This window comes from Mycobacterium sp., assembly GCF_035633495.1.
In the GTDB taxonomy this organism is placed as follows: Bacteria; Actinomycetota; Actinomycetes; order Mycobacteriales; family Mycobacteriaceae; genus Mycobacterium.
Window position 1 is genome coordinate 51279 of record NZ_DASQEU010000122.1, and the last position, 19812, is coordinate 71090.

Below are 19812 nucleotides of genomic sequence, written 5' to 3' on the forward strand. Positions count from 1 at the left end.
TGGCTGGGTGATCCCTACCACCGCAGCCCCGCGAGCAGCCGCTGACCCATCGATCGCGTCGGCGCCGTCGCCGCGGCCGCGAGCATGTCGGGGATCTTGGTGAACTTGTCACGCGGACGACCGGCCCCGCCCCGGGCGACCTCCGCGCGGTCGATGGCCTTCCACCCGGCCGCATCGACGACGTCGGGCTGGCGAGCCCGAATCAGCCTCTCCAACAACGATGGCCCGCCCGTTGGATCGACCAGGTTGCCGTCGTTGTAGTCGGTGACCAGCTTGCGCACCGTCTCCGCCGCACACGACTTGTTGGTGCCGATGAACCCTGTCGGGCCGCGCTTGATCCAGCCGGCCACGTACGCGGCTGGCGCTCCGACGACACGCCCACCGTCGTTCGGTACGACCGCGGTCGCCTCGTCGAAGGGTAGATCGCGAATCGGCCTGCCGCGGTAGCCGATCGACGTCAGAACCATGCCAGCCTCGAACTGTTGGATCTCGTCGGTCCCGGTCGTGGTGAAGGCGATTCCCAAAACGCTCGTGTCTCCGAGCAGCCGCAGCGGGGTCAGCCGGTACGCCAACCGGATGCGGGGCCGGCTGCTCGGAGTCGGCCCAGTCTGCTCGGCGTCACCCAGCGTGGCGAGCACCTCGAGCTTGTTGCGGGTCAACGGATCTGACTCCACCCCGAGATCCTGAAGCACCATCTCGTGATCGTCCGCCGAGAGCACCACGTCGTGCGTGGAAGTCAACCCGATCAGTTCCGGCAGTGTGAAGGCCGATGCCGCCGGTCCGCGCCGCGCGGCGACGACGACCTCCCGAACCCGGGAGTCGCGGAGCGCTGCGAGCGCGTGGGCGGACACATCGGTCCGAGCCAGGTCGTCTGTGTCGGTGGTGAGCACCCGCGCGACGTCCAGGGCCACGTTGCCATTGCCGACGACGATGATGCGCTCCGAGCTCAGATCAACTGGTAGGTCAGTGAATTCGGGATGACCGTTGACCCAGGCCACAATCTCGGTTGCGGTGCCGCTACCGGGCAGACCCATCCCCTCGATGTCGAGACGACGGTCGTTGGGCGCGCCGACCGCGTAGAGGACGGCGTGGTGATGCTCGACCAGCTCGGCGTGCGAGACGTGCTTGCCGACATCGACGTTGAGGAAGAAATCGAAGCCCCGCTGGCCGGCGATTCGGTCGAACAGCTTGGTGACGCGCTTGGTGCTCTGGTGATCGGGCGCGACGCCGGAGCGCACCAACCCGTAGGGCGTCGGCAACTTCTCGAAGACGTTGACGCGCACGCCCTTCTGCGTCAGCAGTTCGTCCGCGGCGTACATCGCCGCCGGACCGGAACCGACTACGGCGACGGTCAGAGGACCACCGGGACGTCGGTGCACGGCGGGCGCTTCCAGCACGGGCGCCAGCTTCGACGCCGGCGGCAGTTTGCCCTCGCGCTTGGGGTAGAACGCCGCATTGAGTTCGAGGAAGACCTGCTGACTATCGTCGAGCTTGCTGTCGGGAGCGATGGCGCCGACGGGACACGCACTGACGCACGCGCCGCAATCAACGCAGGCGTCCGGATCGATGTAGAGCATCTCCGCGGTGGCGAAGCCCGTCTCGTCCGGCGACGGATGGATGCAGTTGACCGGGCAGGCGTAAACGCAGGACCCGTCGCTGCAACACGACTGGGTGATGACGTGGGGCATGGGTTCGCCCTAGGCGGCGGTCACCACGTGCTGACGTTGCGGCTCGCTGCGGTAGCGGCTCGCGTCGCCGTTGATCTTGCAGATCCGCCAGATCAGCTTGGCGAGAGGGTTCATCAACCCCGTCTCCTCGCAGAGCATCCGAACGTCGCCGAACATGTCGCGCAGGAACTGCCGGGCGTCCGGGCTGCCGAAGAAGATCTCCTTCTTGACCGAGCGCGGGATGTCGAATTCCTTCCAGAACGCCCGCGGCGGTACCACGATCGCCTGGCACAGCACCCGCATGATGATCGGCACGTGCAGCGACAGCACGAATCGCTTCCACCTACCCATCACAGGCACCCGCTTGCGCAGGTACTCGTGTGCGAACGAGATGTGACGCGCTTCCTCGGCGACGTGAATCGCCATCACGCGCTCCATGATCGGGTGCAGTGCCTTGCCCTCGCGCAGCACGTTCTTCTGCGTGTGGTCGATGGGCTCCTCGCCGGCGAGCACACCGAAGAAGAACGTGACGGGCAGCGGGCCTGCCGCGAGCGGGATGAGCTGCGACAGCCACTTCAGCACACGCGGCATGCCTGGCACGTCCGCGCCGATGCGGTTCACCATCTCCTGGAACATCATGGTGTGGTTGCACTCTTCGACCGACTCGTGCAGGCAGTACCGGTACTCGGGTGATCCGTTGGGCACCCAGAACGCATAGTTCATCAAGCCGCGGATGAGGATCGACTCGAAGTGCAGGCCGACCTTGGCCACGTTGGCCTGACGCCACATGCCGATCTCGATCTGCCGTTCCTTCGACTGCGACTGATACCAGGGATGCATGCCCAGCGGATCGGTCGAAGGGAGGATCCAGCGCTCGTCGTTCGGCGTCACCGCAAACTCCGGCGAGTCCCAGTCGATGTCGGTGTAGGGGTTGAAGTTGCGCCTCACAGACCCCTCGGACAGGGTGGCCAGCGTGTCTACGTACGCGGTGTCGTCGACGACGTCCATGTTCTTGCGCCAACGGCGGATGGTGCGCGTCCTAGCGGTCTTGACAGCCATTCGAAGCCTCTCATGAGGTTTACATTTGTCAGTCTGTTGTCCAAGACGGTACCGGAGGTCCCACCAATTGAACAGGACCTTTTCCCGTATGTGCGCCGAAGGGGTTATCCGCATCACATGTGACACAGGTCTCAGGCGTTGATGGTGCAACTCAATACCGCCGCCGAGATCGAGGCCATCACCGAGGCGGGCGCCGTCGTGGCCGAGGCGCTTCATGCCGTCATCGACGCCCCGGCAAGGGCATGACACTGCGTTGGGCGCCGGGCCGCGCACAGTGAACACACCGCCGCCGCCGCGCGACGGTGTGCGCATCCTGACGAACTGAACGCACGGGGCCCTCACTAGGCTGGGGAGTCATGGCCGAACTCGTGATTCCCGCCGAACTCAAGCCCAGGGACGGACGCTTCGGCTCCGGCCCGTCGAAGGTGCGCCCCGAGCAGTTGCAGGCGCTGGTCGACTCCAGTCACCTGTTCGGTACGTCGCACCGGCAGGCGCCGGTCAAGAACCTGGTCGGTCGGGTGCGCGACGGCGTCCGGCAGCTCTTCTCGGTGCCCGACGGTTACGAGGTCATCCTCGGCAACGGCGGCTCCACCGCTTTCTGGGATGCCGCCGCGTTCGGGTTGATCAACAAGCGGTCCCTACATCTCACGTTCGGCGAGTTCAGCGCGAAGTTCGCCTCCGCGGTCACGGCCAACCCGTTCGTCGGCGATCCGATCATCGTCAAGGCCGACCCCGGCAGCGCCCCGCAGCCGCAGACCGACCCGTCGGTCGACGTCGTCGCGTGGGCACACAACGAGACCTCGACGGGCGTCGCGGTGCCGATTCAGCGGCCCGCCGGCTCGGAAGGCCAGGCGCTGGTGGTCATCGACGCGACGTCGGCGGCCGGGGGCCTGCCCGTCGACATCGCCGACACCGACGCGTACTACTTCGCACCCCAGAAGAACTTCGCGTCCGACGGCGGGTTGTGGCTGGCCATCATGAGTCCGGCCGCGCTCGCCAGGGTCGAGCAGATCGCCGCTTCGGGCCGCTGGGTGCCCGACTTCCTGTCGCTGCCGATCGCCATCGACAACAGCTTGAAGAACCAGACGTACAACACCCCGGCGATCGGCACCCTGGTGCTCATGGCGGATCAGCTCGACTGGTTGAACGGCAACGGCGGCCTCGACTGGGCGGTCAAGCGCACCGCCGACTCTTCGCAGCGGCTGTACTCGTGGGCTGAGGCGACCAGCTACACCACTCCGTTCGTCGCCGACCCGGCGCTGCGGTCGCAGGTGGTCGGCACCATCGACTTCACCGACGAGGTGGACGCCGCCACAGTGGCCAAGGTGCTACGCGCCAACGGCATCGTCGACACCGAGCCGTACCGCAAGCTGGGCCGCAACCAGCTTCGGGTCGCGATGTTCCCCGCCGTGGATCCCGACGACGTCAGCGCTCTGACCGCATGCGTGGATTGGGTCGTCGAGCGCCTTGATTAGCGCCAGCGTGTCAGCCCGGTAACGGGCCGATAACGAAGTAGGGTGAGCCGGTAAGCCGCCCTAGGAGGTCGCACATGCGGGAACTGAAGGTCGTCGGACTCGACGTCGATGGCAAACGCATCATCTGCGAGACGGCCGAGCGCGGCGAGAAGTTCATCCTCCGTCCAGACGACCGCCTCCGTGCCGCATTGAGCGGTGAGCGCGCTGCCGCCATGCCCACCCAAGTTGATGTCGAGGTTCCGAACGTGCTGACACCCAAGGAGATTCAAGCCAGGATCCGCGCGGGCGCATCCGTCGAACAGGTGGCGGGTTCGGCAGGCGTCGAAGTCACTCGGGTCGAACGGTTCGCCCACCCGGTACTGCTGGAGCGCTCGCGGGCTGCCGAGCTGGCGACCGCGGCTCACCCGGTGCTCGTCGACGGACCAGCCGTGCTGACGCTTCTCGAGACCGTCACGACGGCCTTGGTGGCCCGTGGCCTCGATCCCGATGCCACGTCGTGGGACGCCTGGCGCAACGAGGACGGCCGGTGGACGGTCCAACTCTCGTGGAAGGCGGGCCGCTCGGACAACGTCGCGCACTTCCGCTTCGTTCCTGGCGCGCACGGCGGCACCGCGACGGCATTCGACGACGCTGCGGCCGAGCTGATCGATCCCGAGTTCGATCGCCCGCCGCTGCGGTCGGTGGCCCCTGTCCCGACCCTCGACCTCTCCTTGCCAGAGGTTGCGCCCGAACCGCCTGCCCCGGCGCCTGAAGCGGCGAAGGCCCAGGCCGCCGCGCCGAAGCCCCGCACGCGCAAGCGCAAGCCCAAGGTTCCCGGCTGGGAGGACGTGCTCCTCGGCGTCCGCTCCGGCGCCCAGCCCTGAAAGCGCTTAGCCGACAACGCTTCCGACGGCCATGGCGAGTAGCACCAGCCATCCCGCGGCCACCCCGACCCCGCTGCCGAGCACGAACCAGCGCCATACCGGCCGGGTACGCCAGCCCCAGACGGTCGGCGCGAGACCGCCGACGGCCACCAGGTTCAGCCCGACCGCCAACAGTGGATGCACCCGCGTCAGGCCCAGGCTCAAGACGATGATCGCGCCCGCCGTCACGGCAGCGACGAACGCGGTCACCGTGAGCCCGGTCCCCCAGGGCGTTGCATCCTCGTTCATGTTTCGACCCTAGCTCGCTCGTAGAACGCAAGCGCCGCAGCAGTAGCCACGTTCAGCGAGTCCGTTCCTCGCGCCATCGGGATGCGCACCCGCACGTCGCTGGCCCGCATCGTCCGTTCACTGAGACCGGGCCCCTCGGCGCCGACGAGGATCGCCACCTTGTCGCCTGCCAGCGCCTCCAGTGCGGCGGCCAGCGTCTGCGCGGCGGGGTTCGGCGTCATCGCAAGTACTCGAAACCCGCTGTTGCGCAACACCTCCAGATCAAGGGGCCAAGCGTCCGACCAGGCATAGGGCACCAGTAGCGCATGCCCCATCGACACCCGCACGGCCCGCCGATACAGCGGGTCGGCACACCCGAGGCCGAAGACGATCGCATCCACGCCGAGGCCCGCCGCATTGCGGAACACCGAGCCGAGATTCTCGTGATCGTTGACTCCCTCGAGCACCGCGATCGTGCGCGCTCCGTCGATCGCCTGCGGAATCGACAACTCAGGCGGGCGCGGCGCCGCGGCCAGCACCCCGCGGTTGAGGTGAAAGCCGATGACGTCGGCCATCACCTCGGCGCTCGCCCGGTAGAACGGCGCATCGGTGCGCTCGAGGTCGCCGATCAGCTCGCCCAGCCTGCGATCGGTGCCGAGGAGCGCTCTCGGCGCGAAGCGCGACGCCAGCATCCGCTGCACCACCAGCACACCCTCCGCGATGACCAGCCCCTTGCCGCTGGGCAGGTCCGGCCTGCGGTCGATGCTGTTCAGATCACGGAAGTCGTCCAGCCGGGTATCCGTGGGGTCGTCGACCTCGACTACTTCGGCCATGTCCCGATTCCGCGGCTCACGTTCCTTCGTCCACGATCGCGAACATCAGGTCGGCAGCCGCCAGGAGCGTCTTGCGTTGTTCCGGTTGAAGTTCCGCCAGACGCTGCTGCAGCCACTCCTGACTGGCGCGGCGCTCGACGTCGATCAACTCGTGGCCGGACTTGGACACCGACACCAGCACCTGACGGCCGTCGTCCGGGTGCGCGCAGCGATCCACGAATCCCAGCTCGGCCAACGACGCGATGACCCGCGTCATCGACGGCGGCCGGACCCGCTCGCGAATGGCCAGCGCACCCGGCGTGATCGGGCCCTCCTTGGCGAGCGTCGCGAGCGCCGACAGCTGAGACAACGACACCGGGGAATCCGGACGACGGAAGCGCAACTGTCGCGCCAGCCGCACCACGGCCAACGACAGATCGCTGGCCAGCCGGGCGTCGGGGTCGTTCACGACGCAAACAGTACCGACACCAGAACGCGAATCCATTAGGTTGGTCCGCAATGGACGCGACGACGCCGCCGCCACGGGACACTCCGCCGGAACCCCCGGCGCTACCCGACATCCTGCTTGCGCCGTGGCCCGTGATCTGTGTGATCGCGGCCGGCTGGCTGATCGCGGTGGTGCTGGCCTTCACGGTGCCCGGGTTGCACGACTGGCGCCCGGCGACGGTGGCCGGTCTCGGCGTGGGCGTGTTGGGCACGTCGATCTTCCTGTGGCAACGTAGCGCCGTCCGTCGCGGCTCCCGTGGCGCGCAGCGCGGTATTCACTGACCCGATGGAGGAGTAATGGCGGAAGCCCTGTTGCAGGCGCAGATCGACATCGACGCACCGCCCGAGAAGGTCTGGGCGCTGGTGTCCGACTTCCGGCTGATGCCGCAGTGGAGTCCGCAGTGCCGACTCATGAAGGCGTTCGGTCCACTGCGTCCGGGCACCCGGACAGTCAACGTCAATCGACGCAAATTCTTGTTCTGGCCGACGACCAGCCGGGTCACCGAGGTCGTTCCAGAGCGCAAACTGGCCTTCCGCGTGAACGAGAACAACACCATCTGGACCTACGAACTGGAGCCGACCGCGACCGGCACCCGCCTGATCGAGAGCCGCCATGCCGAGAACGGCGTGAAGGCGGTGTCCAACCTTCTGGTCAACGCCGTGTTGGGCGGAGTGCCCAGCTTCGAACGCGAACTGATCGACGGGATGAACGCATCCCTGAGCCGCATCAAGGCTGCCGCCGAAGGCTAGGTCCGGTTGACGTCGGGCTGGGTCATGTCAACCACGCCGTCGTCGAAGGGATCGAACATCGGCGACCCGATGGTGGCGGGCTGCGGGGTGTCCGAATGGGCGCCGCAGCCGTACTCCCCGGCGACGACGTGCCCGTCGGCGGACATCTCGTTGGCGCACACCCCGAAGAGTCTGCCGAGCGAGCCGGCGAGCGACAGGTAGTAAGCGCAGTCGCGGCACACCTTCTTGGTGGCGCGCGCCATCGCCGAACCCGGGCCGTAATCGCCGTCGTACCAGCGCTCCGCCGTTTCGATCCGGCCCCACTGGCTGAGCACCTGACTCTTGCCGAATCCCACCTCGGAGGCCAGGTCGTCGAGTTCCTCGTCGCCGGACGACATGTAACCGGGCACCAACCGCGGGTCGTCGACGGGAGTGGCGAGCAGATCGCCCGGGCTCAGGTCGCCCGGCTGGACCCGGTCCTGCCACGGCACCCATTGCGGGGCCAGCAGCGCCGTGGGGCCGGGTACCAGGACCACCTCGCTGATCGTGGCGTGGTCTGCACCGGGATACGCGGCGACGACCACCGCCCACTGCCAGCCCTGATATCCGGGCATGGCTGCCAAGAATCGGTGGGTCGCGGCGGTCGGGTCGTCCAGACTGACGCCCAGGTACTCGCCGACGACCTCGTCGCCACTGAACTCCATGATCGCCGTGCGCGCCACGTCGACCGCGCCCGTCAGCACCGCGGTCAGATCTGCCGACGGCTCCGGTTGTTCGGTCACGGGGTCCTCGGCGGCTTGCTCGGCCGGTTCGATCATGCTGTCCATCGCCGTCAATACTGCCTGACGACCTAAGAGCAAAGCCACACCGGCCGCCCTGCGGGCGACGGTTCGTCGCATGGGGAACAATCGACGACATGACCGGTTCGCGGCGTGACCCCTCTGCGGGGCCCGATGACTCGCGAGACCCCCGCTACCATCCGCCGCGTCCACCGGGCGGTCATCGCGGCGAGCATCCCGGCATGGCGAACTACCCGAGCAGCCCGTCCAGCGCCAACCGATGGCTGCCGCCGATCGACAAGACCCATGGCCCGGGCGATCGCACCGACCCGGGCGACCCCTACCGCGGTGGTGTCGGGCAATCCGCGGGCAGGCCGAGGGGCGCCGCGGGGCGCGGCCGCGAAATGGGCTCGAAGATGTACGGGCTCTTCCAGAAGGCCGCCACCGCCGACGGCGCCGACAAGTCGGGACTGACGGCGCTGACGTATCCGGTGATGGCGAATTTCGCGGCCGACTCCGCGATGGCCGTCGCACTGGCCAACACATTGTTCTTCGCGGCCGCCTCCGGCGAGAGCAAGGGCAAGGTCGCGCTGTACTTGTTCATCACGATCGCGCCGTTCGCCGTCATCGCCCCGCTGATCGGCCCTGCGCTCGACCGACTACAACACGGCCGCCGCGTGGCCCTGGCCATGTCGTTCGCCGTGCGCACCGGACTGGCCGTCGTCCTCATTGCGAACTACGACCCCGCTACCGGCAGCTTTCCGCCGTGGGTGCTGTACCCGTGCGCGCTCGGCATGATGGTCCTCTCCAAGTCGTTCAGCGTTCTACGCAGCGCCATGACGCCCCGCGTGCTGCCACCCACCATCGACCTCGTCCGCGTGAACTCGCGCCTGACCATGTTCGGACTGCTCGGCGGAACCATCCTCGGTGGCGCCATCGCCGCAGGCGTCGAGTACCTGTTCGGCCTCTTCCAACTGCCCGGCGCGTTGTACGTCACCGTCGCGATCACGGTGGTGGGCGCGGTGCTGTCGATGCGCATCCCCAAGTGGGTGGAAATCACCGAGGGCGAGGTGCCGACCACGCTGAGCTATCACGGCGCCACCGAGCAGTTCAGCCGGCTACTCGGCCCCGGGACGTCCGACAAGACCCGACAACCGTTGGGCCGCTACATCATCACCTCGCTGTGGGGCAACTGCACCATCAAGGTGATGGTCGGCTTCCTGTTCCTCTATCCGGCCTTCGTCGCCAAGTCGCACGACGCGAGCGGCTGGGAACAGCTTCGCATCCTCGGCCTGATCGGCGCCGCCGCGGGCATCGGCAACTTCGTCGGCAACTTCACCGCCGCCCGCCTCCAGCTCGGCAACCCGTCGCGTCTGGTGGTGCGAGCCGCCACCGCGGTCACGGTGATGGCGCTGGCGACCGCCGTCTTCGGGAACCTGTACGTCGCCGCGTTGGCCACGCTGGTCACCTCGGGGGCCAGTGCCGTGGCGAAGGCCTCGCTCGACGCCTCGTTGCAGGACGACCTGCCCGAGCAGTCCCGCGCATCGGCCTTCGGGCGGTCGGAGTCGCTGCTGCAACTCGCGTGGGTCGCGGGTGGCGCGATGGGCGTGCTCATCTACACCGACCTGTGGGTGGGCTTCACGGCGATCACCGCCGTGTTGATCCTCGGATTGGCACAGACCCTGGTGAGCAACGCCGGCGATTCGCTGATTCCCGGGCTCGGCGGCAACCGGCCGGTGTTCGCCCAGCAGGAGAGCCGCGGCACGGCGTCGGCGGTACGCAATTGAAGCGCGTCATCGTGGCCCTCCTGGTGGTAGCGGTCATCGCGTCCGGCGGCACCGGCGCCCTCATCTGGCGGCTCACCCGCACCCCCGCCCCGGCGCACCCCGAGATCAGCGCGTACACACACGGCCAACTGGTGAGGGTCGGCCCCTACCGCTACTGCGACGTCTTCGAGATCACGAAGTGCGACATCCCCGAAACGATCGGTGAAGTAGCCGTCACCTCACGGGACCCGGTGCAGCTCTCCGTGCCGGCGGCCATCGCCAAGGCGCCGTGGGTTCTCATCCGCGCCTATGAAGGCGGCGGGTCCGTCATCGACGAGTTCAGGCCCGGATCCAAGCTCGCCGTCACCATCCCGACGGTCGACGCCCGTCGGGGCCGGTTGACGGGCATCGCGGTGCAGCTGCCCACGCTCGTGCGCGATGAGCAGAACAACGAGTTTCCCTGGCCGCACGCCGAGTGGTCGGTGGCGACGGTGTGGCCCTAGTCGGCTGATTGGCCTGCGGGCACCTGCTCGCCGTCGCGCGTCGGCCTGGGCGGGGTGCCGTCGCCGAACGGCTTGCCGCCCATCGCTTCCCGGCCGTGTGGTGTCAGCCAGTTGGCCAGGTCCGGCCCCTTCGGCACCACCTGGGTCGGGTTGATGTCGGCGTGCACGACGTAGTAGTGCTTCTTGATCTGGACGAAGTCGATGGTGTCGCCGAAGCCGGGCGTCTGGAACAGGTCGCGTGCATAGGCCCACAGCACCGGCATCTCGTCGAGCTTCTGCCGGTTGCACTTGAAGTGCCCGTGATAGACGGGATCGAAGCGGGCCAAGGTGGTGAACAGCCGGACGTCCGCCTCGGTGATCGTGTCACCCACCAAGAACCTCTGGGCTGCAAGCCTTTCCGACAACCAGTCCAACGCCGTGAACAACCGGTCGTAGGCCGCGTCGTAGGCGGACTGCGAGCCCGAGAAGCCACACCGGTACACCCCGTTGTTCACCTCGGTGTAGATGCGCTGGGCCACCTCGTCGATCTCGGCACGCAGCGGCTCCGGGTAGAGCTGCGGCGCGCCGGGGCGGTGGTAGTCGGACCACTCGGTGGACAGATCGAGAGTCATCTGCGGAAAGTCGTTGGTGACGACCGCGCCCGTCGGCACGTCGACGATCGCGGGCACCGTGATGCCCTTCCGATAGTCGGGGAAGCGCTTGAAGTAGGCGTCCTGCAGCCGGGGGATCTGCAGAACGGGGTCGACGCCGCCGGGGTCGAGGTCGAAGGTCCAGCTGCGCTCGTCGTGCGTAGGCCCGCAGAAGCCAATGGACAGAACGTCTTCCAGGCCTAGGAGCCGGCGCACGATGATGGCCCGATTGGCCCATGGGCAGGCACGCGCGACCAACAACCGGTACCGGCCGGGTTCGACCGGGTACCCATCGCGGCCGTCAGCCGTGATGCGCGTCTCGATGTACTTGGTGTCGCGGTTGAATTCGCCCTTCTCGGCGACGTAGGAAGCCACGTCACGATTGTTCCCCCTGACCGGAAGGAACCGACGAGCACCCCGGCAGCGTCAATCGGGGTCGACGCGTTATGCCGCGGTCCACCGCAACGTGTGTACGTACCGATCGGCACGGAGCTGATCCACAGCAGTCGTCACGCCACCAGCGGCATAGTGCCGACAGCGATCGGTTGGCCGACGGTGAAACCTGCAGCGTCGGCGGTATGACAGCGACGACCCCGGCGCGGACGGCTTTCGACATGGGCAGGCGCCCGGGGCTGACGGACGCGGACCGCCGAACGTGAAGTTCTTGCGCGAGATTTCAGTGAATCTTCGAGCACGAGTTCACACTCGGCGCGGCGGCTGCCCGGTCAGGCGTCGAGTTCCTGCGCGACCGCCTTGACCACATCGGAGATCCGGCGAGCGGTCTTGCGGTCGGGGTAGCGGCCCTTGCGCAGTTCGGGCTGCACCGACCCCTCGAGCAGGGTGATCATGTCCTCGACCATGCCATGCAGTTCGTCGGGCGTGTGCTTGTGCTCGGGCGCAGCGGCTTCGCGGCGCGTCCGCACAACGCTCGGCGGCGGTTCGATCACCTTGAGGCTCAACGCCTGCGGTCCGCGACGTCCCGCGGCGATGCCGAACTCCACCTTCTGACCGGCCTTGAGCTCGTGAACTCCCGCCGGGAGAGCCGAGGAGCCCACGTAGACGTCCTCGCCTTCCTCCTGGGACACGAAGCCGAAGCCCTTCTCGGCGCTATACCACTTCACCTTGCCGGTCGGCACTGGTCTCACCCGCTCGTCTCGCAATGAACGCGTCCCGCCGATGCAGGACGCGAATGCGATGATCCTACAAGGACGCTGCCCGCAGCCAGTACCTGATCAACGCCCGGCCGACCGACGGTCGGTAGTCTGGGAACCACCGCTGGAGGAGACATGCGCCTAATACTGAACGTCGTCTGGTTGATCTTCGGCGGCCTGTGGCTGGCGCTCGGGTACTTTCTCGCCGGCATCATCTGCTTCGTCCTCATCGTGACGATCCCGTTCGGCTTCGCTGCCTTCCGGATCGGGATGTACGCGCTGTGGCCGTTCGGCTACACGGTCGTCGAGAAGCCAGGTCCGCGCGCCGGCGCGATGATCGGCAACGTGATCTGGGTGATTCTGTTCGGCATCTGGCTGGCGATCGGCCACGTCGTCAGCGCGATCGCCATGGCGATCACGATCATCGGCATCCCCCTCGCAGTGGCCAACCTCAAGATGATCCCGGTGTCGCTGTTCCCCTTGGGCAAGGAGATCGTGCCGACGACCCAGGGCTCCTTCCCGTGACCGTGACCGCCCTGGGCGTGCCGTCGGTGCGAGCGGTGACATCGTCGCCCGTCGGCGCGCCCGCCGACGGTCCGCTGCTCGACACGTACGGCCGCGTCGCCACCGATCTGCGGGTGTCGCTGACCGATCGATGCAACCTGCGCTGCAGCTACTGCATGCCCGCCGAGGGTCTCGACTGGTTACCCGGCGACGAGTTGTTGCGCCCCGACGAGCTCGCACGACTCCTCGCGATCGCCGTGACCCGCCTCGGCGTCACGAACGTCCGCTTCACCGGTGGCGAGCCTCTGGTCTCGCGAAATCTCGAGGGCGCCATCGCGTCGGCGACGGCGCTGCGGCCGCGACCGCAGACGGCGGTCACCACCAACGGGATCGGACTCGCACGTCGCGCCGCCGGGCTCAAGGCCGCTGGCCTGGACAGGGTGAACGTCTCACTGGACACCGTGGACGCCGAACACTTCGCGCGCATCACCCGTCGCGACCGCCTCGGCGACGTCCTCGAGGGCCTGGCCGCCGCGACGGCTGCCGGACTCAAGCCGGTCAAGGTCAACGCCGTTCTCGACCCCGAGACGGGCCTCGACGACGCGGTGGCGCTTCTCCGGTTCTGTCTCGACCACGGCTATCAGCTGCGCATCATCGAGCAGATGCCACTGGACGCCGGGCATCGGTGGCGACGCGATCAGGCGATCGACGCGGAACGGATCCTGACCGCGCTACGCCGTCACTTCGACCTGACGCCTGACACCGCGCCAAGGGGGTCGGCGCCCGCCCAGCTGTGGCGGGTCGACGGTGGACCGGACACGGTCGGCGTGATCGCCTCGGTCTCCCAGGCCTTCTGCGGCGCGTGCGACCGGACGCGGCTCACCGCCGACGGACAGGTCCGCAGTTGCCTCTTCTCCCGGGAGGAGACCGACTTGCGACTCCTATTGCGCCGCGGTGCCGACGACGACGCCATCGAAGCGGCCTGGCGGGGGGCGATGTGGGCCAAACCGGCCGGGCACGGGATCAACGACCCCGGATTCGAACAACCGGTGCGTCCGATGAGCGCCATCGGTGGTTGACCCTTGACGGCGGCGACGATCGACGTCCACGTGCGCTATTTCGCCGCGGCACGGGCGGCCGCGGGGGTCGAGAGCGAGACCGTCTCCGTGGCGCCGGGAGGGACGGTCACCGACCTTCTCGCGACCCTGAGAACGCGCGGCGAGAAACTGGCCATCATGCTCGACCGGTGCTCATTCCTGTGCGACGGCATCGCGGTGCGGGACGTGCGCAAGCCGCTCGAGACGAACCAAACCGTGGATGTGTTACCGCCCTTCGCGGGCGGATAAGAGTGAGATGCGTCACATAACGAAACGGTCACAAAGTGTCACACGCGCTGTTCACCGTTGAGATTCCCTGCGTAAACGTCGTGCCGTGCTGCCCTTTTAACGTTCTCTCAAGATTTGCTGAGCGCGGAAACGCCGACACCTGCTGAAGGTGACGTGAGGGCATCTACCCGTTACCGTCCAATCCCAAGCCGCTCGACCCTAATCAGTGGCCCGCCATGCCCAGTAACGCCTAGCTCCATCCGTTGGACATGGTCAAGACCTACCTCAGGGATGGAGGCGGGGGACCCACCGGTCCACCGACATCGAAGGACCAGGAATCGAACGTGATTCCTTGGGGTGAAGCCGAAGCCGAAAGGTGGAGGCCGGGCGACCTCTCAAGCCCGAACCCGACAGCTGACCTCGCAGGCGTGGACGAGAGGACCTTCTGTACTCATGAGTGGACGGCATCGCAAGACCACTACATCGGCAGTCAGCGTCGCCAAGATCGCCTTCACAGGCGCCGTGATCGGTAGTGGCAGCCTCGCCTTCGCGGCACAGGCGGGCGCAGCGACCGACGGCGAATGGGATCGGGTCGCCGGGTGTGAATCCGGCGGCAACTGGGCCATCAACACCGGCAACGGATACCAGGGAGGGCTGCAGTTCTCCCCCGGCACCTGGTCCGGACACGGCGGTGGCGAGTATGCACCCGCCGCCCACCTCGCCTCCAAGGACGAGCAGATCGCGGTCGCGGAGCGCGTGCTGGCCACTCAGGGCCGCGGAGCGTGGCCCACGTGTGGTCGCGGCCTCGGCAGCGCGACACCTCGCAACGTCCTCGCCGACGCCGCTCCGCTCGACAATCCCGACCTGGGCGGAGACGTTCCGCCGCCGGTCGACGCCGTCCCGCTTGACGCACCGCTTCCTCCCCCGCCCGCCGACCCGGCACCCGAAGTCGCTCTCGACGCGCCACTTCCCCCGCCGCCACCCGTCGACCCGATGCTTCCGCCTCCGGGCGACGTCGTGACGGTCGCCTTGGACGCGCCGATGCCTCCGCCACCGGCAGAGGTCCTTCCGCCGCCGCCGGCCGACGAGGTCATGCCCCTCGACGCCCTGCTGCCCCCGCCACCGGCGGAGGACCCGATGCTCCCGCCGCCAGAGCAGGCAGCAGCACCGATGGACGCCGCGCTGCCCCCTCCGCCGGCACCCGAGCTGCCACCGGGACTCGGACCCCTGAAGTTGCAATCTGCACCCGATGCCCCGATGCCCGCGGTTTCCATCGCGGACTGGGACGTCGTCCCCAGCGGCCCGGCGCCCGTCGATCAGCCGCAGGCCTGGGCCCTGCGCGCCGGCGAGCTCCCGCTGGACCCGGTGCTCCCGGTCCCGACGCCGGACCCCGCAGCGCCCGCCCCGATCGCTGCGCCCGCACCCGACCCGCTGGCACCCCTGAACGCCGTGAACATCCCAGCGCCCGCCTTCGACGCGGCCAACCAGGTGGTGACCGACGGACTCGCGGTCCCGCCGAACGGCATCCCGCACCTCGCCAGCCCGGATGCTCCGCCCCCCGGATCGACGATGGACCCCACCGCGGCAGGCGACGACGGCCCCAACACCAGTTATCTCAAGGACCTCTGGCAAGCGGTTCAGAGCCACGACATCAGCGGCAAGGAAGCCCTCGTGATGGGACTGTCCCAGCGCGGCATGAACACGCCGATGCCGGAGCAGGCGCCGGGCCCGAACGTGCCGGTCAGTCCGGGTGACGCGGCACCGATGCCGCCGGCTCCCGCCGATCCGGCACTCCTCGTGCCGCCGGCCCCGACGAACTAGGCCGAGCCCACCCATTCGTCGGATCCATCGACGAAGAGTTGGTGCTTCCATACGGGTAGGCGCGCCTTCACCGTGTCCACGAGCAGTGCGCACGTGTCGAAGGCCGCCTTGCGGTGATCTGCGGCGACGGCTGCGACCAAGGCGGCGTCACCGATGTTCAAGGTGCCGATGCGGTGGCTGACGGCTATCGCGCGCACGCCCTGACAATCCCGGGCGATCTCCGCTGCCACCTCGGCCAGCGTCTGCTGCGCCGTGGGGTGAGCGGAGTACTCGAGTCGCGTCACGGACCGGCCTCCGTCGTGGTCGCGGACCATCCCCACGAAGCCGACTACTGCGCCCGCCGCGCGGTGCAGGACCAGAGCCTCGTGCTCGGCGAGTTCGATCACCCGCTCGCTGAGCTCGGCACGCAGAACGGTCGCGCTCATCGGTTGTGGTCTCCTCCGCCGAGTTGGTCCAGGGCGTGCTCGAGCACGTCGGCCACCACCCCGAGACCGTCCTTCACGCCGCCGGGCGATCCGGGCAGATTGATGATCAGGGTGCCGTCGCGGACACCGCACACCCCGCGTGACAGCACCGAAGTGGGCACGTGCGGCAGTCCCGAACGCCGGATCGCGTCGGCCAGGCCGGGGATCTGGTAGTCGACGATGTCGGCCGTCGCGTCGGCGGTCCCGTCCGTTGCCGAGATGCCGGTGCCCCCCGAAGTCATGATCAGGTCGACCGTCTCATCGAGTGCCGCAAACAGCGCGCGGCTGACCGCGAGGCCGTCGGCCACCACAATCGGAGGGGTCACGTCGTAGCCGCGCTGGGTCAACCAGTCGACGATCACCGGACCCGTGCGGTCCTCGTACACGCCGTTGGCCGCGCGCGTGGACGCGATGATCACCCGGGCCGTTCTGGTCATGACCGTTGCCACGTCCCCGTCTTGCCGCCGTCCTTGCGCAGCACCGCGATGCCGTCGATGGTCGCAGCCGGGTCGACGGCCTTCAGCATGTCGTAGAGCGTCAGGGCGGCGACGCTGACGGCGGTCAGCGCCTCCATCTCGACGCCCGTGCGATCCGTCGTCCGGACCGTCGCCGTAATTGTCACATCCGTTGTGCCAATAACGAATTCGACGTCGACGCCCGTCAGTGCCAGCTGGTGGCACAGCGGGATCAGATCACTGGTGCGCTTGGCGGCGAGGATGCCTGCGACTCTGGCCGTCGCCAGTGCGTCGCCCTTGGGCAGTCCGCCCGTCGCGATCAGCTCGACGACGTCGGCTCGGGTCCGCAGAAGTCCAGTCGCGACGGCCGTACGCCGGGTGGCGTCCTTGGCCGTCACGTCGACCATGTGCGCCGCGCCCGATTCGTCCAGGTGCGACAGCCGATCGGGGCGTGCCGTCACGGCTACTTGTTGATGACGGTGACCGGGTGCGTGTAGGGCAGATCCTCGGCAGGCAACGGAAATGTCAGGTCACCGAACGGGGACAGGGCGCCGGTGCGGTCGGCGGCGAGCTCGCTGACTGCGTGATCGTCATCGCCACTGGCGGGCCAGCCGTTGTCGACGTAGTGATTCTTCTGCGGTTTCTTGTCAGCCACGCCTCACATTGTGGCAGGCGCGGCGTGTGCTGGCGAGAGCGGCGCTGGCGCGGGTTGGATTCGGTGACCTGGCTTAGGCTGGTACCCAATGTCCGAATCAGCTTCCATAGCGCCGTTGGGCGCCTGGTTGGCGGAGCTGACCGACGATCAGCTCGTACGCCTGCTGGAACTGCGACCCGATCTGGCCCAACCGCCGCCGGGGTCGATTTCGGCGCTGGCCGCCAGGGCGCAGTCTCGGCAGTCGGTCAAGGCTGCGACGGACGGACTCGACTTCCTGGACCTGGTGGTGCTGGACGCATTGCTGGTGCTGCGGGCCGACGGCGGCGGCGTGCCCGTGGCCAAACTGTTCGCGCTGATCGGCGATCGGGCGACTCAGGACGACCTGAACGCCGCCCTCGAGGACCTGAGGGCCCGCGCCCTCGCCTGGGGGGATACGGCGGTGCGGTTGGCACCGGAAGCCGCGGCGGGCCTGCCCTGGCACCCCGGCCAGGTCACCCTCGAGGCCGACGGCCTGGACGCCGACCGCATCGTCGAATTATTGGACGGGGTCGACGAACCCCAGCGCGAACTGCTCGAGCGACTGGTCGACGGGTCACCCATCGGACGCACCCGCGACGCGGCGACGGGCACGCCCCCCGACAGGCCGGTGCAGCGCCTGCTGGCGACGGGGCTGTTGCGTCAGGTCGACGAGGACACCGTGATCCTGCCGCGCCTCGTCGGGCAGGTGTTGCGTGATGAGTCGCCGGGCCCCGTCGGGCTGGCGCCGCCCGACCCGGGGGTGACCTCGACCTCCGTCTCCGATGTCGACGCGGCCGCGGCCGGGTCGGCCATGGACCTGCTCCGCGAAGTCGACCTGGTACTGGAAACCCTCTCCAACTCGCCGATTCCCGAACTCCGCAGCGGTGGCCTCGGGGTCCGCGAACTGAAGCGTCTGACCAAGAGCACCGGGGTGGACGAGAACCGGCTGGGCCTCATCCTGGAACTGGCCTCCACGGCGGGGTTGATCGCGGCGGGCGTGCCCGAACCCGATCCGCTGGATGGCGCCGGGGCCTACTGGGCGCCGACGCTGGCCGCCGATCGGTTCATCGAATCCCCCACTGCGGCGCGTTGGTATCTGATCGCGTCGGCGTGGCTGGACCTGCCCGCCAGGCCCGGCCTCATCGGGGAGCGGGGGCCCGACGGCAAACCCTATGCGGCACTGTCGGATTCGCTGTACTCGACGGCGGCGCCGCTGGACCGCCGACTGCTGCTGACGATGCTTGCCGACCTTTCTCCCGGTTCGGGCGTCGATGCCCCGGGTGCCTCGAGTGCGATGACGTGGCGGCGGCCGCGCTGGGTGGCACGGCTTCAGCTCAAACCCGTCGCCGACCTTCTTGCCGAGGCGCACGCAGTGGGCGTGATCGGCCGAGGTGCGATCGCCACCGCGAGCCGGCGGTTACTGGCGGACGAACCCGAGGACACCGTCGTCGCGGCGATGAACAAGGTGCTGCCCGCGCCGATCGACCACTTCCTGCTGCAGGCCGACCTGACGGTCGTGGTCCCTGGGCCGCTGGATCGTGGACTGGCCGAACAGCTGTCGGCGGTCGCTACGGTCGAGTCGGCCGGCGCGGCGATGGTATACCGCATCAGTGAGCAGTCGATCCGCCGCGCCCTCGACACCGGCCTCACCGCAAGCGAACTGCACACACTGTTCACTCGACACTCGAAAACGCCGGTGCCGCAAGGCTTGAGCTACATGATCGACGACGTCGCACGCCGCCACGGCCAGCTGCGAGTGGGCATGGCCGCGTCGTTCGTCCGTTGCGAGGATCCCGCCCTGCTGACGCAGGCGATCGCGGCGCCGGCGCTAGAACGACTGGACGTGCGGGCGCTCGCGCCGACCGTCGCCGTATCGATGTCGCCGATCAACGAGGTGCTCGCCGCATTGCGGACCGCGGGCTTCGCGCCGGCCGCCGAGGACTCGTCGGGAGCGATCGTCGACATCCGGTCGCGCGGTGCACGGGTGCCCACTCCTGGTCGTCGGCGGGGCTACCGGCCGCCACAGGGACCGACGTTGCAGACGCTTGGCGCCATCGTCGCCGTGCTGCGCAAGGTGGCCGCCACCCCGAACGACGGGACCCGACTCGATCCCGCCGAGGCGATGGCTCAGCTGCACGGCGCGGCCCACCGCCAGGAGTCGGTGGTGATCGGCTACGTCGACCCCGCGGGCGTCGCCACCCAGCGCGTCGTCGCACCCATCAACGTCCGCGGCGGCCAGCTCACCGCCTACGATCCGGCCGCCGGCAGGGTGCGGGACTTCGCGATCCACCGCGTGACGTCGGTCGTGTCCGCCGATCCGGGAGAATGGACGGAATGAGTTCTAGCAGCGGGAAGCGGAGCGG

The 19812-nt window shown here is 68.3% G+C and carries 23 protein-coding genes and 1 riboswitch; of the genes, 11 read left to right on the plus strand and 12 right to left on the minus strand.

The annotated features are described in order from the left end of the window. Positions 1-14 precede the first annotated feature (14 nt). Positions 15-1688, minus strand: coding sequence for an FAD-dependent oxidoreductase (locus VET27_RS18850; protein ID WP_526520849.1), 1674 nt, complete (start codon positions 1686-1688; stop codon positions 15-17). Between the two features lie 9 nt (positions 1689-1697). Beyond that, complete coding sequence (locus VET27_RS18855; protein WP_526520851.1) at positions 1698-2726, minus strand: diiron oxygenase; 1029 nt, start codon at positions 2724-2726, stop codon at positions 1698-1700. Positions 2727-3082: 356 nt separating this feature from the next. Here VET27_RS18855 and serC point away from each other — a divergent pair, with 356 nt between their 5' ends. After that, positions 3083-4201 carry a phosphoserine transaminase gene (gene serC / locus VET27_RS18860; protein WP_526520853.1) on the plus strand — a complete coding sequence of 373 codons (1119 nt, stop codon included), beginning with the start codon at positions 3083-3085 and terminating at the stop codon, positions 4199-4201. 74 nt (positions 4202-4275) lie between these two features. Continuing rightward, positions 4276-5064, plus strand: a complete 789-nt coding sequence (gene sepH, locus VET27_RS18865; protein WP_526520855.1) for a septation protein SepH — start codon at positions 4276-4278, stop codon at positions 5062-5064. Positions 5065-5070: 6 nt separating this feature from the next. On the opposite strand, the gene VET27_RS18870 is transcribed toward sepH, so the two are convergent. Genes VET27_RS18870 through VET27_RS18880 form a run of 3 tightly spaced genes read right to left on the minus strand, consistent with a single transcriptional unit; the run spans position 5071 to position 6612 of the window. Further along, positions 5071-5352, minus strand: a complete 282-nt coding sequence (locus VET27_RS18870; protein ID WP_526520857.1) for a DUF2537 domain-containing protein — start codon at positions 5350-5352, stop codon at positions 5071-5073. Beyond that, on the minus strand, positions 5349-6164 hold the full coding sequence (locus VET27_RS18875; protein WP_526520859.1) for a TrmH family RNA methyltransferase: 816 nt from the start codon (positions 6162-6164) through the stop codon (positions 5349-5351). The genes VET27_RS18870 and VET27_RS18875 overlap by 4 nt, the downstream gene beginning before the upstream one ends. Before the next feature lie 16 nt (positions 6165-6180). Further along, on the minus strand, positions 6181-6612 hold the full coding sequence (locus VET27_RS18880; protein WP_526520861.1) for an Rv0880 family HTH-type transcriptional regulator: 432 nt from the start codon (positions 6610-6612) through the stop codon (positions 6181-6183). A 50-nt stretch (positions 6613-6662) separates the two neighbouring features. On the opposite strand from VET27_RS18880, the gene VET27_RS18885 reads away from it, so the two are divergent. Both VET27_RS18885 and VET27_RS18890 read left to right on the plus strand, forming a co-directional pair. Continuing rightward, positions 6663-6932 carry a DUF2530 domain-containing protein gene (locus VET27_RS18885; protein WP_526520862.1) on the plus strand — a complete coding sequence of 90 codons (270 nt, stop codon included), beginning with the start codon at positions 6663-6665 and terminating at the stop codon, positions 6930-6932. A 15-nt stretch (positions 6933-6947) separates the two neighbouring features. After that, complete coding sequence (locus tag VET27_RS18890) at positions 6948-7400, plus strand: SRPBCC family protein (RefSeq protein WP_526520864.1); 453 nt, start codon at positions 6948-6950, stop codon at positions 7398-7400. On the opposite strand, the gene VET27_RS18895 is transcribed toward VET27_RS18890, so the two are convergent. Continuing rightward, a complete protein-coding gene (locus VET27_RS18895) occupies positions 7397-8206 on the minus strand; it encodes a DUF3027 domain-containing protein (protein WP_526520866.1) in 810 nt (269 codons plus the stop codon). The two genes, VET27_RS18890 and VET27_RS18895, sit on opposite strands and share 4 nt — an antisense overlap. A gap of 194 nt (positions 8207-8400) precedes the next feature. Here VET27_RS18895 and VET27_RS18900 point away from each other — a divergent pair, with 194 nt between their 5' ends. Together VET27_RS18900 and VET27_RS18905 are read left to right on the plus strand one after the other, a co-directional pair. Then, the gene (locus VET27_RS18900; protein WP_526520868.1) at positions 8401-9945 is read left to right on the plus strand and encodes an MFS transporter; all 1545 of its coding nucleotides are present in this window, start codon (positions 8401-8403) and stop codon (positions 9943-9945) included. Further along, positions 9942-10427, plus strand: a complete 486-nt coding sequence (locus VET27_RS18905; protein WP_526520870.1) for a DUF2771 family protein — start codon at positions 9942-9944, stop codon at positions 10425-10427. The genes VET27_RS18900 and VET27_RS18905 overlap by 4 nt, the downstream gene beginning before the upstream one ends. Here VET27_RS18905 and VET27_RS18910 read toward each other — a convergent pair. Both VET27_RS18910 and VET27_RS18915 read right to left on the minus strand, forming a co-directional pair. Then, complete coding sequence (locus VET27_RS18910; protein WP_526520872.1) at positions 10424-11431, minus strand: glutathione S-transferase family protein; 1008 nt, start codon at positions 11429-11431, stop codon at positions 10424-10426. The genes VET27_RS18905 and VET27_RS18910 overlap by 4 nt on opposite strands. Before the next feature lie 350 nt (positions 11432-11781). Beyond that, the gene (locus tag VET27_RS18915; protein ID WP_526520874.1) at positions 11782-12192 is read right to left on the minus strand and encodes a cold-shock protein; all 411 of its coding nucleotides are present in this window, start codon (positions 12190-12192) and stop codon (positions 11782-11784) included. A 150-nt stretch (positions 12193-12342) separates the two neighbouring features. Between VET27_RS18915 and VET27_RS18920 the strand changes: the two genes are divergently transcribed. The 4 genes from VET27_RS18920 (at position 12343) to VET27_RS18935 (ending at position 15857) form a co-directional block, all read left to right on the plus strand. Beyond that, positions 12343-12732 carry a YccF domain-containing protein gene (locus VET27_RS18920; RefSeq protein WP_526520876.1) on the plus strand — a complete coding sequence of 130 codons (390 nt, stop codon included), beginning with the start codon at positions 12343-12345 and terminating at the stop codon, positions 12730-12732. Further along, on the plus strand, positions 12729-13790 hold the full coding sequence (gene moaA / locus VET27_RS18925; RefSeq protein WP_526520878.1) for a GTP 3',8-cyclase MoaA: 1062 nt from the start codon (positions 12729-12731) through the stop codon (positions 13788-13790). Before VET27_RS18920 ends, moaA begins: the two co-directional genes overlap by 4 nt. 3 nt (positions 13791-13793) lie before the next feature. Then, positions 13794-14057, plus strand: a complete 264-nt coding sequence (locus VET27_RS18930) for a MoaD/ThiS family protein (RefSeq protein WP_526520880.1) — start codon at positions 13794-13796, stop codon at positions 14055-14057. Between the two features lie 246 nt (positions 14058-14303). Then, positions 14304-14480: riboswitch (cyclic di-AMP (ydaO/yuaA leader) on the plus strand. A gap of 9 nt (positions 14481-14489) precedes the next feature. Continuing rightward, a complete protein-coding gene (locus VET27_RS18935; protein ID WP_526520882.1) occupies positions 14490-15857 on the plus strand; it encodes a transglycosylase family protein in 1368 nt (455 codons plus the stop codon). On the opposite strand, the gene VET27_RS18940 is transcribed toward VET27_RS18935, so the two are convergent. Genes VET27_RS18940 through VET27_RS18955 form a run of 4 tightly spaced genes read right to left on the minus strand, consistent with a single transcriptional unit; the run spans position 15854 to position 17431 of the window. Then, the gene (locus VET27_RS18940; RefSeq protein WP_526520884.1) at positions 15854-16282 is read right to left on the minus strand and encodes a molybdenum cofactor biosynthesis protein MoaE; all 429 of its coding nucleotides are present in this window, start codon (positions 16280-16282) and stop codon (positions 15854-15856) included. The two genes, VET27_RS18935 and VET27_RS18940, sit on opposite strands and share 4 nt — an antisense overlap. After that, on the minus strand, positions 16279-16758 hold the full coding sequence (locus VET27_RS18945) for a MogA/MoaB family molybdenum cofactor biosynthesis protein (protein ID WP_526520886.1): 480 nt from the start codon (positions 16756-16758) through the stop codon (positions 16279-16281). The genes VET27_RS18940 and VET27_RS18945 overlap by 4 nt, the downstream gene beginning before the upstream one ends. Further along, positions 16755-17237, minus strand: a complete 483-nt coding sequence (moaC, locus tag VET27_RS18950) for a cyclic pyranopterin monophosphate synthase MoaC (RefSeq protein ID WP_526520888.1) — start codon at positions 17235-17237, stop codon at positions 16755-16757. Before moaC ends, VET27_RS18945 begins: the two co-directional genes overlap by 4 nt. 2 nt (positions 17238-17239) lie before the next feature. Further along, positions 17240-17431 (minus strand): hypothetical protein, encoded by a 192-nt coding sequence (locus VET27_RS18955; protein WP_526520890.1) that lies wholly within the window; start codon positions 17429-17431, stop codon positions 17240-17242. Positions 17432-17519: 88 nt separating this feature from the next. On the opposite strand from VET27_RS18955, the gene VET27_RS18960 reads away from it, so the two are divergent. After that, positions 17520-19787 (plus strand): helicase-associated domain-containing protein, encoded by a 2268-nt coding sequence (locus tag VET27_RS18960; RefSeq protein ID WP_526520892.1) that lies wholly within the window; start codon positions 17520-17522, stop codon positions 19785-19787. Positions 19788-19812: the final 25 nt, after the last annotated feature.

Bases quoted from the DNA above. Each gene is read 5' to 3' on its own strand.
- VET27_RS18850 (WP_526520849.1), bottom strand. From the start codon at position 1,688: ATGCCCCACGTCATCACCCAGTCGTGTTGCAGCGACGGGTCCTGCGTT.
- VET27_RS18855 (WP_526520851.1), bottom strand. From the start codon at position 2,726: ATGGCTGTCAAGACCGCTAGGACGCGCACCATCCGCCGTTGGCGCAAG.
- serC (WP_526520853.1), top strand. From the start codon at position 3,083: ATGGCCGAACTCGTGATTCCCGCCGAACTCAAGCCCAGGGACGGACGC.
- sepH (WP_526520855.1), top strand. From the start codon at position 4,276: ATGCGGGAACTGAAGGTCGTCGGACTCGACGTCGATGGCAAACGCATC.
- VET27_RS18870 (WP_526520857.1), bottom strand. From the start codon at position 5,352: ATGAACGAGGATGCAACGCCCTGGGGGACCGGGCTCACGGTGACCGCG.
- VET27_RS18875 (WP_526520859.1), bottom strand. From the start codon at position 6,164: ATGGCCGAAGTAGTCGAGGTCGACGACCCCACGGATACCCGGCTGGAC.
- VET27_RS18885 (WP_526520862.1), top strand. From the start codon at position 6,663: ATGGACGCGACGACGCCGCCGCCACGGGACACTCCGCCGGAACCCCCG.
- VET27_RS18890 (WP_526520864.1), top strand. From the start codon at position 6,948: ATGGCGGAAGCCCTGTTGCAGGCGCAGATCGACATCGACGCACCGCCC.
- VET27_RS18895 (WP_526520866.1), bottom strand. From the start codon at position 8,206: ATGGACAGCATGATCGAACCGGCCGAGCAAGCCGCCGAGGACCCCGTG.
- VET27_RS18900 (WP_526520868.1), top strand. From the start codon at position 8,401: ATGGCGAACTACCCGAGCAGCCCGTCCAGCGCCAACCGATGGCTGCCG.
- VET27_RS18920 (WP_526520876.1), top strand. From the start codon at position 12,343: ATGCGCCTAATACTGAACGTCGTCTGGTTGATCTTCGGCGGCCTGTGG.
- VET27_RS18935 (WP_526520882.1), top strand. From the start codon at position 14,490: ATGAGTGGACGGCATCGCAAGACCACTACATCGGCAGTCAGCGTCGCC.
- VET27_RS18940 (WP_526520884.1), bottom strand. From the start codon at position 16,282: ATGAGCGCGACCGTTCTGCGTGCCGAGCTCAGCGAGCGGGTGATCGAA.
- VET27_RS18945 (WP_526520886.1), bottom strand. From the start codon at position 16,758: ATGACCAGAACGGCCCGGGTGATCATCGCGTCCACGCGCGCGGCCAAC.
- VET27_RS18960 (WP_526520892.1), top strand. From the start codon at position 17,520: ATGTCCGAATCAGCTTCCATAGCGCCGTTGGGCGCCTGGTTGGCGGAG.